Origin of the sequence: Stenotrophomonas hibiscicola ATCC 19867 (assembly GCF_000382065.1) — a bacterium.
Taxonomy (GTDB): domain Bacteria; phylum Pseudomonadota; class Gammaproteobacteria; order Xanthomonadales; family Xanthomonadaceae; genus Stenotrophomonas; species Stenotrophomonas hibiscicola.
This window is the reverse complement of record NZ_KB907501.1, coordinates 106557-122176: the sequence shown is the minus strand read 5'-3', so window position 1 is coordinate 122176 and position 15620 is coordinate 106557. Positions and strand designations below refer to the sequence as shown.

The window sequence follows — 15620 nt, the reverse complement described above, 5'->3', positions numbered from 1 at the left end:
TTGACGTCGCTTTGGCCTCTGCGGGTGCAGGGCGCAGCCCTGCAGAGAGAACCCCTTACCTGAACAGGCCTTTTTGCGCGAGGTCTCAGCCATCGGTTAGACTAGGCAGGTCTGCAGCGGCCGTCCGTTTCCCTCCGGGACCGCCGGCGACCAGGGTCCGCCCTCTTCGCCCGCCCCCACTCCGACGCCGTTCGTCACGCATTCCAGCCGGCGCTTCGTGCCGGCTGCACCCAACTTCTCGCAGCGCGGTTCACGGGAACGCTCCGAGTCAGCCGATCACTTTGATCTGCCCCCGTCTGTCCGTTCGGACAGGCGTTTCTTGTACCTGGAGCAATCTCAATGTCTTTTGAATCGCTGGGCCTGGCGCCCTTCCTGCTGCGTGCGCTTGCCGAGCAGGGCTACGAAAACCCGACCCCGATCCAGCAGCAGGCGATCCCGCTGGCGCTGGCCGGTCGCGACCTGCTGGCCGGCGCACAGACCGGTACCGGCAAAACTGCCGCATTCGGCCTGCCGTTGCTGCAGCACCTGGGCACCGCCTCGCAGGAAGTGCGTGCCGGCCCGCGCAAGCCGCGTGCGCTGATCCTGGCCCCGACCCGCGAACTGGCCACCCAGGTGCATGACAGCCTGCGCGGCTACAGCAAGTACCTGCGCATTCCCAGCGCCTGCATCTACGGCGGTGTCGGCATGGGCAACCAGCTGGACATCCTGCGCCGTGGCGTGGACCTGCTGGTGGCCTGCCCGGGCCGCCTGATCGACCACCTGGAGCGTCGCAGCGTCGACCTGTCCGGCATTGAACTGCTGGTGCTGGACGAAGCCGACCGCATGCTCGACATGGGCTTCCTGCCGTCGATCAAGCGCATCCTGGCCAAGCTGCCGAAGCAGAACCGCCAGACCCTGCTGTTCTCGGCCACCTTCGAGGACAACATCCGCCAGCTGGCGCTGGAGTTCATGCGCAACCCGGAACAGATCCAGGTGACGCCGAAGAACACCGTGGCCGAAACCATCACCCACCGCGTGCACCCGGTCGATGCCGGCCGCAAGCGCGACCTGCTGCTGCACCTGCTGGCGCAGGACAGCCGCGAGCAGACCCTGGTGTTCGCCCGTACCAAGCACGGCAGCGACAAACTGGCCACGTTCCTGGAAAAGTCGGGCATCAAGACTGCGGCGATCCATGGCAACAAGAGCCAGGGCCAGCGCCTGCGTGCGCTGGGCGACTTCAAGGCCGGCCGCGTGACCGTGCTGGTGGCCACCGACATCGCTGCGCGCGGCATCGACATCAACGAGCTGCCGAAGGTGATCAACTTCGACCTGCCGATGGTGGCCGAGGACTACGTGCACCGCATCGGTCGTACCGGCCGCAACGGCGCGACCGGCCAGGCGATTTCGCTGGTGGCGCAGGATGAAGTGAAGCTGCTGCGCGCGATCGTGCGCCTGCTGGGCCGCGACATGGACATCCGCGATGTACCGGGCTTCGAACTGCAGGTTCCGATCCGCTGGGGCAACAGTGCGCCGGGCAAGGCCGAGCACGATACCGGTGAGCGCGCACCGCGCAAGAGCCACGCGCGCCGTCCGCACGGTGATGCGCCGCGCCATGCGCATGCCGGCCCGAAGAAGGCCGGCGGTGGCCGCCGCGAAGGCGGTGGAAATGGCCAGCAGCGTGCAGGTGCCGGCCAGGGCCAGCGCCGTGGCGGTGGTGGCAATGGTGGCGGCCGTGGTCGTGGCCAGGGTGGCGGCGGTGGTCGCGCTGGCTGATCCCAGCTGACATGGAGGGTGCTTCCCGCTGCGCGGGGGGCTATCGAAGGACGGCGCTGACGCGCCGTCCTTTTTTGTTGTTGGCTACCGTGAGTAGAAGCCGGCGGTGTGCTGCGCTGAGGGCGGATGGGCGTGGGGCCAGCGCAAAACACGCCGTAAACCCATCCATGGGGGCTCGGTCGGCGCATCCATGCGCCTCACGGTTTTGCGCTGGCCCCACGCCCATCCGCTTCAAGCATTGCCCGCGCCTTCTTCTCCCGCCGGGTAGCCGGGAGAAGAAAGATCAAATTCAAATTCAAAGTCAAATTCAAAGTCAAAAGCCGAAGCCGCAATTCCTAGCTTTGCCTTTGCCTTTGCTTTTGCTTTTGCCCTTGCTCCCGCCTTGGGGTCTGATGCGTCCGCGCCCGCAGGAAACTGTCATGGGAGGCAGGGGGCCTCAGCCAGGACCGTTGGCGCCAAGGGTGGCGCCATCGAGCCCCCATGGATGGGTTCACGGCGTGTCCTGGCTGAGGCCCCCTGCCTCCCAAGCACAACAACGACTCGGCGCCAAACGCCTCAACCCCGCGCTTTACTCGGATTCACCAGATTCCCGAAGAAGATCGCGTTGATCAGCAGCCGATCCGTCCCGTGCCAGTACTTGCGGTGCGCCGGGTCATCGGCAAACAGCACCACGTTGCCCTGCCCCTGCGCCGACACCAGCACCCACGCGCTGCCCGCCACCCGCGCACGGTTGCGCTCGGAAAGATAGCCATTCACCCGCGGCGGTGTGTCGATGCGTACCACCGTCGAGAACGGATTCGTGCTCGGCTGCAGCGTCACCGTGCTCTCCTTGTTGATCGCCAGTTGCCGGCGCGGCACGCCAAACGCCAGCGGATGACTGGTGTCCACATCGGCGCTCAGGATGTTGCCGCTGACCCGCTCGATCGCGGCGATGTCGCGCTGGTCACCGAATGCACGGCGGCTCTCGTCGGCAGTCTCTTCTTCCTTGCCGAGCTTCTCGCCGTCGGCCAACTTCTGCTCGATCGCCCACTTCGATGCACTGCCGTAGGTAACCAGCGAGCCACCCGCCTGCACCCAGCGCTTCAGCGCAGCCACCGCTGTGGTATCGACGCCGGTGTAGGTCCCCCCGGACAGCACGATCGTGGTGTAGCGGTCCAGGGACACTTTGCCCAGCTGCTGCGGGTCCAGCTTGCTTGCAGGCAAATGCAACTGCTGGTCGAGCAGGAACCAGGCCGAGCCGATCTCGGTGGCGGCCACGCCCTCACCCATCACCAGCGCAACCGCGGGTTTGCGCAGTGCCTTGACGCCGTCACTGCCCAGATCGATGCCTTCGCGGCTGCGGCCACTGGACAGCGCGTGCACCTGCACACCTGCCTCGCGCGCGGCCGATGTCACAGCCTCAAGCAGCGCCGCGCCCTGCAGCGCTTGCCCGGCAACCGGAATCACCAGGCTGCCGGCGGCGAAGCTGACGTCGCCCTGCGCGGTCGCGGTGGTGAACGGCTGGAATGCCGCACGTGCGCTCACGCCCTTGCCCTGCAGCGCGGCCAGCGCGCGCCCGGCGTTGTAGTCGCGCCAGTCGATCGCGTAGGCGAACCCGGCCTGGCCACCCAGCACCGCGCCCTGCTGCGCCGGCAACGCAGTCACCCGCGCGCCGCCTTCGATACGGCTGCGGCTACCGGCGAAGGCCACGCCGTAGGCCGGTGCGATTGCATAGCTGGTGCTGCCGTAGAACACGTCGCCCTTGATCGGCGGCGTCTCGGCAAAGATCGAATGCACCAGGCGGAACTGCGCCTGCTGCACCTGCACCACGTAGGTGCTGCCGGCATCGAAGCGCTGCCCATCGACGGTGACTGCACGCTCCAGCGCACGTACCTCGATGCGATGCAGCAGCAACAGTTCCAGCAGGCGGCGGGTCAGTGCCGGATCGTGCGCGTCGCCGAACACGAAGCTCTTCACCGGCTGCTGTGCGGCCTGCTTCAGCGCGCTCTGGAAGAACTGCTTCTGCAGGTCGAACAGGCCACTACGCTCGGCCACTGCACCACGCACCGTGCCCAGCCCGGTGGCGACCTGGTTGCGGATGGTGAACGGGAAGGTCAGCAGGCCATTGACCGATTCCTGCACGCGGCCACGCGAACTGGCCTGCTCGACGGTGACGCCGACCGCGCCGTGGAAGTCCGGATAGGTCGAGCCGTACACCGGCGAGAAGTTGTCGAAATTCTCGCCGGTGTAGTACAGCGAACCCAAGGCATCCAGCGCCTGCGCGTGGTACTTGGCCAGGGTCTTGTTGAACTCGTACGACGGCGCCGGAATCAACGGGCTGTGCATGCTCTTCGGCGAAGGCTCGAAGTAGTACGTGCTGTCCTTGCCCATTTCGTGGAAGTCGATCTGCACGTTCGGGTACCACTGGTGGAACACCTCCACCTTCGGCCGCGAGTCCTGCTGGGTCAGGGCCAGCCAGTCGCGGTTGAGATCGGTGAAGTAGTGGTTGGTGCGGCCCTGCGGGAACGGCTCGACGTGCTCCTTGTCAGCCGGGTCGGCCGAAGCCGGATCGGAGGCCCACGCGTTGTGCCAGTTGGCGGCGCGATCGCGACCGTCCGGATTCTGCGCCGGGTCGAACAGCACCACCGCCTGCTGCAGCCATTGCTGGGTCTCGGCACTGCGGTTGGCCACCAGGTAGTAGGCGGTCAGCATCGCCGCCTCGGCGCTGGAGGTCTCGTTGCCATGCACGCTGTAACCCAGCCACACCACCACCGGGCTGTCGCCCGCCGCACTGCGCGGCTGCGCCGGATCGACCAGGGTCGCGTGCTGCTGGCGCAGCTGTTCCAACCGCGCGTGGTTGCCGGCAGCGGTTACCGTGGCGATCAGCAACGGGCGGCCCTCGTAACTGCGGCCGATCTCGCGCACGCTGATCTTGTCCGAGCGTTTCGCCAGTTCCTGGAAGTACGCCACCAGCTGGTCGTGCCGGGTGTAACGGCTGCCGATCGGGTAGCCGAGGAACTGCTCGGGTGTGGGAATGGACGTATCGAACGCGGCCGCGTCGACGGCCTGCGGGAAGAAGTACGCACTCTGTGCCTGCGCTGGCTGCGGGCAGGACAGTGCGGTGGCGGCGGCGATCAGCAACGGAAGAACGGCACGACGATGCAAGGACACGGTGACTCCCCAGGACACAACGGCAGACGGTCGCGCGGCCGGCTCCCTGAAGAAACCGGCCGCAGCGGATGGATCAGAAGCGGTAATCGAAGCCCAGCGTGAAGTAGCGGCCGCGCAGGTCGTACTGGCTGAAGTCGTATGGCGCGCGGATGCCCGGGAACGAAGCGTCGTACGGCGGCGTCTTGTCAGCCAGGTTCTGCACCTTGGCATACAGCGTCAGCTTGTCGATGCCGGTGTAGCCCAGGTACAGGTCGTACTGGCTATAGCTGCCGACGCGCTGCTGCACGGCCTTGGCTGCGGTGCTGGCTTCCTGGCGGTAGCTGCTGGTGTAGTACCAGGTTACTGCGGCGTTGAAATCACCGTACTTCCAGTCCAGCGTGGTGGTGGCCTTGTCCTTGGGCAGGGTCGCGCCCAGGTTGCTGCCGGCGTAGTCCACCAGCGGGCCACCGACCACGGTCGGGCGACGGTAGTCGCGCACGTGGGTATAGGCCGAGGACACGGTGAAGTCACCCAGCGCCGCGGTCGGGATGCGCTGGCGCAGTTCGACGTCGATACCCGAGGTCTTCAGCTCGCTCAGGTTCTGGTAGCGGTTGTAGACCGCCTGCAGCTTGCCGCGCTCATCGCGCTGCACCGCGCCAGCCACGTTGTCGTTGACCAGGGTCTGGGTATTGTTGGTGCCGACCAGGTTGTCCAGCTGGATGCGGTAATAGTCCACGCTCAGGTTGGTGTTGGCCCACGGTGACAGCACCACGCCGAAGTTCACGCTCTTGGTTCGCTCCGGCTTCAGTGCGTTGTTACCGACGGTGAAGAAGGTCGGGTTCTGGCGCGAGCCCGGCACGTCCGGATCACGCGGATCAACCACGCTGCCGTAGGCGATGCTGGTGCTGTTGGAGTTTTCCGACAGCGACGGTGCGCGGAAGCCCTTGGAAGCGGACGCACGCACCAGCAGGACATCCAGGGGCTGCCAGCGCAGGCCGATCTTCGGCGAGAACGCATCGCCGAAATCGTCGTAGTGGTCGGCGCGCGCGGCGGCGGACAGCTCCAGCGTCGAGGCCAGCGGCACGTTCACTTCGGCGTAGGCCGCACTGACCTGGCGCTTGCCGTGTACTTCGGCAATGGCCGGGCGCACCTGCAGGCCGGCATCGATCTGCCACGGGTTGTTGGAGTCGAGCTTTTCGCGGCGCCACTCGGCACCGGCCGCGAAGCCGATCTCACCCGCCCAGGTATGGCCCAGGCTGCCGGAAATCTTCGCATCGATACCCTGCAGCTTGGATTCGGCCGGACGCAGCGTGGCGATGTTGATCGAATCGCGCACCGACTGCGGCGTGGCCGCCGGGTTGAGCAGGTTGTAGCTGCCGGTGGCCAGCGCGTCGGCCAGCGCCCAGCGATTGGCGAAGCCGCCGGACACGCTCTCGCGCTCGCTGCTGCGTGCGCCGAACGCGGCCACTTCCCAATCCCACGACGCGGTGGTGCCACGCAGGCCGAACACGCCGCGGTAGGCGGTGGAACGGTTGGTCTTGATCGTGCCGCCGAGGTCGAAGAAGGTGTACTCGATCGGGATCGCGCGGCCGTACGGGTTGTACGGATTGTTGGCCGGCAGCAGCGACGACACCGGCTCGGCCAGGCCGCTGTTGGCGTTCAACGCGAAGCGGCCGCTTTCCAGGGTGAAGAACGGGCTGCTGCCGAACCAGGCGGCGCTCTTGATCTGGCTGTACAGCACTTCGCCAAAGGCCTCGACGTTGTCGTTCAGGCGGAAGGTACCGTTGGCATAGGCCTGGTAGCGCTTGGTCGAGGGAATCAGCGTGGTGAACGGCGCCTGGTTGAAGCCGCAGGTATCACCGGACAGGCCATCGATCGGCGCGCTGGCAACGCGGGTGGTGCCGGCCGGGCAGTTGCCGTTGGCATCGAGCATCGGCACCGAGACGCCGTTGACCAGGTAGCGCGCGCCCTTGGCCGACCAGCCGTTCCAGCGGCCACCCGGCTTGTCGGTGTAGATGCCGCTCCTGGTCAGGTTGCGTTCGTCCTGGTCCAGGCGCTCACGGTTGTACCCCTGCAGGCTGAAGAGGATGTTGTAGCCATCGGTGTCCAGATCACCGAGGCCGCCGACGAACTTCAGGTTCTGCTCGTGCAGGCCGCCCTGGTCGGCACCGCCGAAGCTGCCGCCGATCTCGGCGCCTTCGAAGTTCTGCCGGGTGATGATGTTGACCACGCCGGCCACGGCGTCGGAGCCGTACACCGCCGAGGCGCCGTCCTTGAGCACCTCAATGCGCTCGACCGCGACCAGCGGCAGCGCATTGAGATCGACGAAGGTGTCGGACAGGCCACCGGCCGGGAAGCCGTAGTTGGCCAGCCGGCGGCCATTGAGCAGCACCAGCGTGTTCTTCTGCGACAGGCCACGCAGGCCGATGCCGGCCGAGCCGGACGCCCAGCCGTTATTGGTGGTTTCGTTGGCAGCGTTGCCGGTGTTGGCCGAGATCGAGCGCAGCACGTCGGCGACGGTGGCCTTGCCGGTCTGTTCCAACTGCTGGCGGCCGATCACCTGCACCGGGTTGGAGGCCTCGGTATCGGTGCGCTTGATGTTGGAACCGGTGACGCGCACGGCGGCCAGGGTGCTGGCTTCGCCACTGGCGTCGGCGGAGGTTTCGGCGGCGGCGGACAAAGGCGCGGCCAGAGCGACGGCCAGGGCCGCCACGAGCAGGGTGTGCTTGGGCATGACGATGTGGGGAGGTGGAAAGGGCGACGTAGTTCCGCAGTAGTCCATGCCTGGCCGGGGCCCGGCCAATAACATCTCTTCATACGGATATAAGAGAAACTATCATCTCTTCATCCGGATGGAAAGAATTACCTCACGAAAGTCCAACAACCGCTCAGGATGGCCGGCCACCTGCGGCGTACAATCGCGCCATGGAAATCTTCAAAGTCTTCATGCTCGAGGCGGCGCACCGCCTCCCCAACGTGCCGCCGGGGCACAAGTGCGCGCGCCTGCATGGCCACTCGTTCCGGGTGGAACTGAAGGTCGAGGGCGAGCCCGGCGCGCAGACCGGCTGGATCATGGACTTCGGCGACGTGAAGGCGGCTTTCCAGCCGATCTATGACCGCCTGGACCATCACTACCTCAACGACATCCCCGGCCTGGAGAACCCGACCAGCGAGAACCTGGCGGTGTGGATCTGGAACGAACTCAAGCCCAGCCTGCCGGCGCTGAGCGAGATCACCGTGCACGAAACCTGCACCTCCGGCTGTCGCTACCGCGGCCCGACGGCCTGATCAACCCATTGATCTGAAAGGCTTTTCAAAGGCGCCCTGAGCGCCTTGGTTATTTTTGTTGCATTGCCGCATCAACGGCGTATGCTGCAATGCATCAAGCCACTCCCTGATGCCCCCTATGGCTGCCGCCTTCAGCGATCGCTTCAGTGATGCCACCCGCCAGTTCGCCGCCGCCGCAACGCGCGCAAACCGATTGGCGTTGGAGAACGCGGAAAGCATGTTCGGCGTGCAGTTGAAGGTGATGGAGCGCAACCTGACCGCGACCGGCGGCTGGCTGGGCGAACTGGCCCGCAGCGACGACGCGGCCGGGATGCTCAACAAGGGCGCACAGCTGTGGCAGGACAACCTGCAGCGGCTGGGCCAGGCCCAGCAGGACGTGGTCGGTCTCGGCCTGGTGGCCAGCAAGGCGTGGTCCGAACTGGTGCAGGGTTACAACGAATCAACGGCGGACGCGAGCAACCACTGACGCGACGCAACGCTCATTGCGTGGGTCCCTCCCCCCATGCAATCCGGACCCGGCAGATCCCTCCCTCTGCCGGGTCTTTTTTTGCCTGGCGTCCGGATTCCGGAGTGCGTCTTCGTCCGATGTCTCTGCGAACTGAGGGGCCCCGCCGGGACAGGCAGGGGCCTGGGCAAATGTCCCCCGGCGCCGGCCGTTGGCCGCCACCTCCTCCTTTACTTTGCCCAGCCCCCCGCCCGCCCCGACGAGGCTCGGCTTACGGCAGGTAAAGCGCAGCGCTCGTGGCGCCTTTCAACGAGGCGCCGACGAACTCCGAACGCAGAGCGGATGCCCTTGCGTACGAAGTAAAGGGGGAGGTGACGGCCAACGGCCGGCGCCGGAGGACATTCGTACGCAAGGGCCTCCGCCCTGCGCCGCGCAGGACAACCCGCGAAGGAACCTCAGCGCCCGCGACCACCATGCCAATGCTGGTGCCACGCCTGGAACATCAGCACGTTCCACAGGTGCGTGTGCCACTTGCGCTCGCCGCGCAGGAACGCTTCCCAGATGCCGCGCACGCGTGCCGCATCGAAGCAGCCCTGGTTGCGAAGCAGCTGCGGGTCCAGCAGCGCCTCCGCCCAATCGCGCAACGGACCGGCCAGCCAGCGCGCCATGGGCGGGCCAAAGCCACGCTTGGGACGGTACACCAGCGGCTCGGGCAGGTAGCGTGCCAACAGATTCTTCAGAATGAGTTTGTGTTCGCCATCGTGGTACTTCAGGTGCTGCGGCAGGCGCCAGGCCAGGCGCACCACCTCCATGTCCAGCAATGGCGCACGGGTTTCAACGCCCGCCGCCATGCCCGCGCGATCAACCTTGGCAAGGATGCCCTCGGCCAGGTCCATGCGGAAATCCAGCAGCTGGATGCGCGCCTCGGCCGGCAGCGCGGTGTCCTGCTGCTGGAAGATCGTCATCGGCTCGCGTGCACCCAGCACCACCTGCGCCGGCTGCCGCCAGCGCGTCACGCGCTGCAGGTAGTGGCCTTCCACGTCGTTGGCGGCGACTTCCGCCACCAGCGCACGCCAGCCGCCGAGGCGGCCTCGCTCCACGTTCATCCGGTTGCCGCTGCGCCGTGCCAGGTCACGCACCCAGTCCGGCAGGCCGCCGCACAGGCGTGCATTGCGCAGCGCGCGGCCGTAGCTGGGGTGACCGAAGAACAGCTCATCGCCGCCGTCACCGGTCAGCGCGACCGGCTTGCGCGCCCCCAGCAGTTCACTGGCCAGCAACGTCGGCAGCTGCGAGGCGTCGGCGAACGGCTCGCACCAGACCTGCGGCAGCCGCTGAAGCAGGTCCAGTCCCTGGCGCGCGTCCATCCGGTGCAGGTGGTGCTGCACGCCGAGATGCCGCGCGACCTGCGAGGCCCAGTCGCTCTCATCATGGCCGGGATCATCGAAACCGACCGTCCATGCCTCGATCGGGAGGGTCGACTGCGCCTGCATCATCGCGGTCACCAGCGACGAGTCGGTGCCACCGGACAGGAACGCGCCGCAGGCCAGTGGCGAATGCATGCGTGCGGCAATGGCCTTCTGCAGTACCGTCTCCAGCTGGTCGGTAGCCTGTTCCAGGCTGGGTGCCGGCTGCAGGGATTCCTGCAGTGCGCTGTGCATCGCATCGCGTGCGCACCAGTAGCGTGAGCCGCCCTGGGCGGCCTGGCTGGAACCGCCAGCCGCATGGTCATTCAGATCGATGCGCAGCATCGCGCCGGCCACCAGCTTGTGGATACCGCGGTAGATGGTGTGTGGTGCCGGCACATAGTCATGGCGCAGCAGCAGGCTCAGCGCATCCTGGTCGATGCCAGGGGCAAATCCGGCGAAGGCCTGAAGCGCCTTCAACTCCGAGGCAAACAGGAACTGGCCCTGGTACCAACCGTAGTACAGCGGCCGCTCGCCGACCCGGTCGCGGGCCAGCCACAGTTCGCGCGCCTCCCGGTCCCACACACTGAAACCGAACGCGCCCTCGATGCGCGACAGCGCCCGCTCCACGCCCCATTCGACGATCGCCTGCAGCAGCAGCCGCGCATCGCTGCAACTGCGTGGCAGGTCGCGCAGCTGCGCCTGCAGGTCACTGCGGTTGTACAGGCGGCCGTCCAGGCACAGCACGTAGCGACCGCAGTCCGAGCTCAGCGGCTGTAACGGCGTATCGGTGGGCGCCCGGCAGTGGCCCAGTGCCAGGCCGGCCCCGGCGTCGGTCCAGTAGCCAATGCGGCCCCGGCCGCGCTGCTGCAGGGCGCGCAGCATCGGTGCCAGGCGCTGCAGCAGGTGTTCGTCCTCGGCAGGTGGCAGCCAGGCCCCGACCACGCCACTCATCGGGCACCTCTGCAGCGGCAGCGGCGGGACGGGTTCAGCAGGTAGAGGGCGGGCGACATGGGAACGGCACGCGGAGCGGAGGAGACTCCATGCTCTGCGCCCTGACGGCCCCGCGTCAGTCGCGTTGCTGTCAGCGATGGTCACCAGACGTATCACGAAGGTAACGCTTTGTAACAACCTCAGGCTATGCTCAACGCCAAGCTGTTGCCAGGCCTGGAGTGCGGCCCCAGCGCCAGCAACCCCGGCTGAATGGCGCCCACCCGCTGGACCCGGGCGGCCCGCAGGCTGGGATAGCATCGCCGCGCTCGTGCCGTGGCGGTACGTTTGCGTCCACGGAGGCCTTGGAAATGCTGGATATCGTACTGGTCGAAGACGATGCCCGCCTGGGAACGATGGTCAGTGACTACCTGCAGCGGCATGGCTACCAGGTCGCCCATGAACGCAGCGGCGAGCGGGCAGTGGCCCGGATCCTGGCGGAAAAGCCGGCGCTGGTCCTGCTCGATGTCGGCCTGCCCGACCAGGATGGTTTCGAAGTGTGTCGGCAGATCCGGCCCCACTATGACGGCATCATCTGCGTGCTGACCGCCCGCACCGACAACATCGACCAGGTGCTGGGCCTGGAACTGGGGGCCGACGATTACATCGGCAAACCGATCGAACCGAGGGTGCTGCTGGCCCGGCTGCGTGCCCACCTGCGCCGCCATCGCCGGGTCGAGCCACGTGACGGCAGCCTGCGCTTCGGCGAGCTGAACATCGACCCTTCCACCCGCAACGTACACCTGCAGGGCGGCCTGCTGGAGCTCACCACGGCCGAGTTCGACCTGCTGTTCCTGCTGGCCAGCAACGCCGGCCAGATCCTGGACCGCGATGCGCTGCTGCGCGGCCTGCGCGGGATCGCCTTCGACGGCCTGGACCGCTCGATCGATGCCCGCATCTCGCGCCTGCGCCGCAAGCTGGGCGACAACCCGGAGCAGCCAGAACGGATCAAGACCGTTCGCGGCCGCGGCTACCTGTTCAGCCGCTCGGCATGGGGATGACGCGCACGCCGTCGGCGATGCGCGGCCACGCCTTCCACTTCCTGCGCTACGGCATCGGCTTCCTGCTCGCCCATCTGTTGCTGATCGTGCTGGGCCTGTGGGCCTGGGATGCCCTGCTGGAAGACCGCACCGAAGCCGGCCTGCAGGCCGAGATGCGCGGCACGCACGCGCTGCTGCAGCATCGCTTCGCCGAAACCCCGCGTGAACAGTGGCCGGCGCTGGCCCGCGAACTCGACGCTGATTTCGCCTATGCCCTACGCCTGGTTCCTTTGGCCGAGGCGGTGAAGGCGCTGCAGTCCAGCCAGCGACCGCCATTCAACAACGGCCGGGTGCAGATCGACCTGGAGCACATGCGCAGCCTGCAGCGCATCGGTGACAGCGGCTACGCGCTGATGCTGGGGCCGCTGGACGAAGCGCTGCCTGACGAAAGCTGGCAGGACAGCGAAGTCTCCGGCGTGGCGATCCTGCTGCTGATCCTGATGGTGGCGGTGGCACTGCCGATGTACGTGATGGTCTACCGGCTGTGGCGCGACGTCTCGCAGCTGGCCCAGGCGGCGCGGCGGATGCGCGACGGCCAGCTGGACACGCGTGCGCCGCGCGCCGGCACCGCACTGGTGCGGCCGCTGGCCAATGCCTTCAACCACATGGCCGAGCAGCTGCAGCAACTGCTGGAAAGCCAGCGGGTGCTCGCGCAGGCGGTGGCGCACGAAGTCCGCACGCCATTGGCACGGATGCGTTTCGGCCTGGCCGAGCTGGAAGACAGCGCACTCGACGACGTGCAGCGCGATGCGCTGGGCGGCCTGCGCACCGATGTGGATCGGCTGCAGCACCTGACCGACGCCGGCGTCGAGTACGCCGCACTGGGTCGCTGCCATCAGCTGACCCGCCAGCGCCTGCAGCTGGCGGCGCTGGCGCGCGGCGTGGTCGCCCAGTTCGCGCCGCTGCCGGTGCCGGTGCAGCAGGCGCTGTCGCCGGTGGGCCTGGTCAACGTCAACCGGCACATGCTGGAGCTGGCACTGCGCAACCTGCTCGGCAATGCACTGCGTTACGCGCGCCGGCAGATCCGTATTGCCAGCACCGTCAATGACGGCTGGCTGTGCCTGCAGGTGGAGGACGACGGCCCCGGCATCGCACCCGAACTGCGCGGCCAGGTACTGCAACCCTATGTGCGGCTGGATCCGGGCAGCCCCGGCTTCGGCCTCGGCCTGGCGCTGGTGCAGGTGGTGGCCGACAAGCATGGCGGCCACGTTGAAGTGACCGACTCCGAACTGGGAGGTGCGTGCATCCGCCTGAAACTGCCGCTGGAAAGCGGCGGTGCGGTGACGGGCGACCCGGCCTGCTAGGCCGCCGGTTCGGCGCGTGGCAGGGCAAACACGAACAACGCGCCGCTCGCGCTGTCACGCAGTTCGATCCTGCGCCCATGCAGCTGCACGATGCGCTGCACGATCAGCAGGCCCAGCCCGCCGTTCTCGCCGCGCCGTGCCCCCAGCGCAGCCGGTGCCTGGAACAGCTGGGTGCGCAGCGCTGGCGCAACCCCGGGGCCGTCGTCGGCCACGCTCACCTCCACGCTGTCATCGGTTGCGCGCAGGCGCACCTCGATCTGCCCACCCTCGGGTGCATGCCGCAGCGCGTTGTCGAGCAGGTTGGTCAGCACCCGCTCGACCAGGCCCAGATCGGCACGCACCAGCGGCAGGCCGGGCGGGAACTCTGCGTGCAGGTGCTGGTTGCGCGCCTGCGCCGCCAGCTCGAATTTCTGCAGCACATCCTGCAGCAGTTCCGGCAGCGCGAACACTTCCCACTCCAGGCGCACTTCGCCATGTTCCAGCCGCGCCAGCTCGAACAGCGCGCGTGCCAGCCGGCCGACCTTGGCACTCTGTGCCAGCGCGATGCCGAGATAACGGCGCCGCTCGTCCGGCGACAGCGTGGCGTCCTTCAACGCCAGTGTTTCCAGGTAGCCATGCAGCGACGACAACGGCGTACGCAGGTCATGCGAGATGTTGGCGACCAGCTCGCGGCGCTGCAGATCCTGCTGGCGCAGCTGCTGCCACTGCTCGCCCAACCGTTGCGCCATCTGCGCATGCGCATGTTCGAGGATCACCAGTTCATCGCGCTCACCCGGGCGCAGCGGCTCCGCCGGCGGCAGTCGCGTGGGTGCATCGATGTCGAAGGCCTGGATGCGCCGGGTCAGCCGCCGCAGCGGGCGTGTCACCCAGTAGAAGGCCACCAGCCCGGCCAGCAGGCCGAGGCCACCAACGAGTGCCACCGACCACAGCGTAGTGTTCCACTGGCTGCCGGCGGCGAGGTCGTCGGCCAGCATCTGCCGGTGCTCGCCCACCAGCACCACGTACACATAGCCGGCCTGGCGGCCCTGCACGATCAACGGTGCAGCACTGAACACCTTGCGGCCATCGGCGCTGCGCGGATCATCACCGAGGATCGGCAACGGTGCTCCCGCCAGCAGGCGGCGCAGCGGCGCCACGTCCACCCGGGTGCGCACCAGGTGCCCACTGGGCGCATCGTGGCCAAGGATGCGGCCCTGGTCGTCCAGCAGGTAGACCTCGACGCTGGGGTTGACCGCCATCAGCTGGCCGAACAGCGCGCGCACGGCGGCATCGCGCATGCCGCTGGTATCCATCAGCTCGCTGCGCTGGGCAATGTGCTCGGCCAGGCCCAGCGACAGCCGCTGTACCACCTCCTGCTCGTGGCGGGTGTTGGCCCGCATCTGCAGTGCAAGCAGCGCCATGCAGCACGCCAGCATCAGCGCAGCGGTCACCACCGCCAGCTTCTGCCACAGGTTCGGCTTGATCATGCCGCCGCCCCGGCCGGATCGACCAGCTTGTAGCCACGGCCCCACACCGTCAGCAACCGCCGCGGGTTGGCCGGGTCCGGCTCGATCTTGCTGCGCAGGCGATTGATATGGGTGTTGACCGTGTGTTCGTAGCCATCGTGCTGGTAGCCCCAGACCTGGTTGAGCAGTTCCATGCGCGCGAACACCTGGTCCGGATGACGGGCGAAGAACAGCAGCAGGTCGAACTCGCGCGGGGTCAGCTCCAGCGCGTTGCCATCCACCGAGGCGGTGCGCGCGACCGGATCCAGCTGCAGGCCGCCCAGTTCGATCGCGCCGGCATCGATGCGTGCGCTCTGCGCCATCGCCTCGGCGCGGCGCAGCAATGCGCGCACCCGCGCTACCAGTTCCGGCATCGAGAAGGGCTTTGCCAGATAATCGTCCGCGCCCAGTTCCAGGCCGACGATGCGCTGGGTTTCGCTGCCGCGCGCGCTGATGATGATGATCGGCACATAGCGCGCCATCGCGCGTGCACGCTGGCAGACCTGCAGGCCATCCACGCCGGGCAGCATCACGTCCAGCACCAATGCATCCCACGGACCTTCCTGCTCCAGCAGGCGCAGGCCGGCATCGCCGCTGGCGGCATGGGCCACGTCGTAGCCCTCATCGCCCAGGTGCATGCGCAGCAGGTCGGCGATGTGGGCATCGTCTTCAACGATCAGCACGCGTTTGGTCGACATCGGCAGCTCGGGGCCAGTGGGGAGGCTGGCAGCATTGTGGCGCGGGGCGGCCGCCGATACCTCACGAAAAATTGAATCCTGCGTGAG

The 15620-nt window shown here is 67.4% G+C and carries 10 protein-coding genes; 5 read left to right on the top strand and 5 right to left on the bottom strand.

All coding sequences use genetic code 11. The features are described 5' to 3' along the window. Positions 1-339: 339 nt before the first annotated feature. On the top strand, positions 340-1752 hold the full coding sequence (locus tag G370_RS0112795) for a DEAD/DEAH box helicase (RefSeq protein WP_019660948.1): 1413 nt from the start codon (positions 340-342) through the stop codon (positions 1750-1752). Positions 1753-2307: 555 nt separating this feature from the next. Here the strand turns inward: G370_RS0112795 and G370_RS0112790 are convergent. Together G370_RS0112790 and G370_RS0112785 are read right to left on the bottom strand one after the other, a co-directional pair. Next, on the bottom strand, positions 2308-4902 hold the full coding sequence (locus G370_RS0112790; RefSeq protein WP_019660947.1) for a M14 family zinc carboxypeptidase: 2595 nt from the start codon (positions 4900-4902) through the stop codon (positions 2308-2310). A 73-nt stretch (positions 4903-4975) separates the two neighbouring features. Continuing rightward, on the bottom strand, positions 4976-7615 hold the full coding sequence (locus G370_RS0112785; RefSeq protein WP_019660946.1) for a TonB-dependent receptor plug domain-containing protein: 2640 nt from the start codon (positions 7613-7615) through the stop codon (positions 4976-4978). A 191-nt stretch (positions 7616-7806) separates the two neighbouring features. Here G370_RS0112785 and queD point away from each other — a divergent pair, with 191 nt between their 5' ends. After that, positions 7807-8169: a 6-carboxytetrahydropterin synthase QueD gene (gene queD / locus G370_RS0112780; RefSeq protein ID WP_005407953.1), complete on the top strand. Its 363-nt coding sequence runs from the start codon at positions 7807-7809 to the stop codon at positions 8167-8169. A 118-nt stretch (positions 8170-8287) separates the two neighbouring features. Next, the gene (locus tag G370_RS0112775; RefSeq protein ID WP_019660945.1) at positions 8288-8635 is read left to right on the top strand and encodes a phasin family protein; all 348 of its coding nucleotides are present in this window, start codon (positions 8288-8290) and stop codon (positions 8633-8635) included. A gap of 434 nt (positions 8636-9069) precedes the next feature. On the opposite strand, the gene asnB is transcribed toward G370_RS0112775, so the two are convergent. After that, positions 9070-10971 carry an asparagine synthase (glutamine-hydrolyzing) gene (asnB, locus tag G370_RS0112770; RefSeq protein ID WP_019660944.1) on the bottom strand — a complete coding sequence of 634 codons (1902 nt, stop codon included), beginning with the start codon at positions 10969-10971 and terminating at the stop codon, positions 9070-9072. Between the two features lie 347 nt (positions 10972-11318). On the opposite strand from asnB, the gene G370_RS0112765 reads away from it, so the two are divergent. After that, complete coding sequence (locus G370_RS0112765; protein WP_010484092.1) at positions 11319-12008, top strand: winged helix-turn-helix domain-containing protein; 690 nt, start codon at positions 11319-11321, stop codon at positions 12006-12008. After that, a complete protein-coding gene (locus G370_RS0112760) occupies positions 12005-13351 on the top strand; it encodes an ATP-binding protein (protein WP_019660943.1) in 1347 nt (448 codons plus the stop codon). The genes G370_RS0112765 and G370_RS0112760 overlap by 4 nt, the downstream gene beginning before the upstream one ends. Here the strand turns inward: G370_RS0112760 and G370_RS0112755 are convergent. After that, positions 13348-14817, bottom strand: coding sequence for a sensor histidine kinase (locus tag G370_RS0112755; protein WP_019660942.1), 1470 nt, complete (start codon positions 14815-14817; stop codon positions 13348-13350). The two genes, G370_RS0112760 and G370_RS0112755, sit on opposite strands and share 4 nt — an antisense overlap. Next, on the bottom strand, positions 14814-15533 hold the full coding sequence (locus G370_RS0112750) for a response regulator transcription factor (RefSeq protein WP_005407947.1): 720 nt from the start codon (positions 15531-15533) through the stop codon (positions 14814-14816). The genes G370_RS0112755 and G370_RS0112750 overlap by 4 nt, the downstream gene beginning before the upstream one ends. Between the last annotated feature and the right edge of the window lie 87 nt (positions 15534-15620).

Coding starts and splice junctions, on each gene's coding strand:
- G370_RS0112785 (WP_019660946.1), bottom strand. CDS start 7,615: ATGCCCAAGCACACCCTGCTCGTGGCGGCCCTGGCCGTCGCTCTGGCC.
- G370_RS0112750 (WP_005407947.1), bottom strand. CDS start 15,533: ATGTCGACCAAACGCGTGCTGATCGTTGAAGACGATGCCCACATCGCC.
- G370_RS0112765 (WP_010484092.1), top strand. CDS start 11,319: ATGCTGGATATCGTACTGGTCGAAGACGATGCCCGCCTGGGAACGATG.
- G370_RS0112755 (WP_019660942.1), bottom strand. CDS start 14,817: ATGATCAAGCCGAACCTGTGGCAGAAGCTGGCGGTGGTGACCGCTGCG.
- G370_RS0112795 (WP_019660948.1), top strand. CDS start 340: ATGTCTTTTGAATCGCTGGGCCTGGCGCCCTTCCTGCTGCGTGCGCTT.
- G370_RS0112760 (WP_019660943.1), top strand. CDS start 12,005: ATGACGCGCACGCCGTCGGCGATGCGCGGCCACGCCTTCCACTTCCTG.
- G370_RS0112775 (WP_019660945.1), top strand. CDS start 8,288: ATGGCTGCCGCCTTCAGCGATCGCTTCAGTGATGCCACCCGCCAGTTC.
- queD (WP_005407953.1), top strand. CDS start 7,807: ATGGAAATCTTCAAAGTCTTCATGCTCGAGGCGGCGCACCGCCTCCCC.
- asnB (WP_019660944.1), bottom strand. CDS start 10,971: ATGAGTGGCGTGGTCGGGGCCTGGCTGCCACCTGCCGAGGACGAACAC.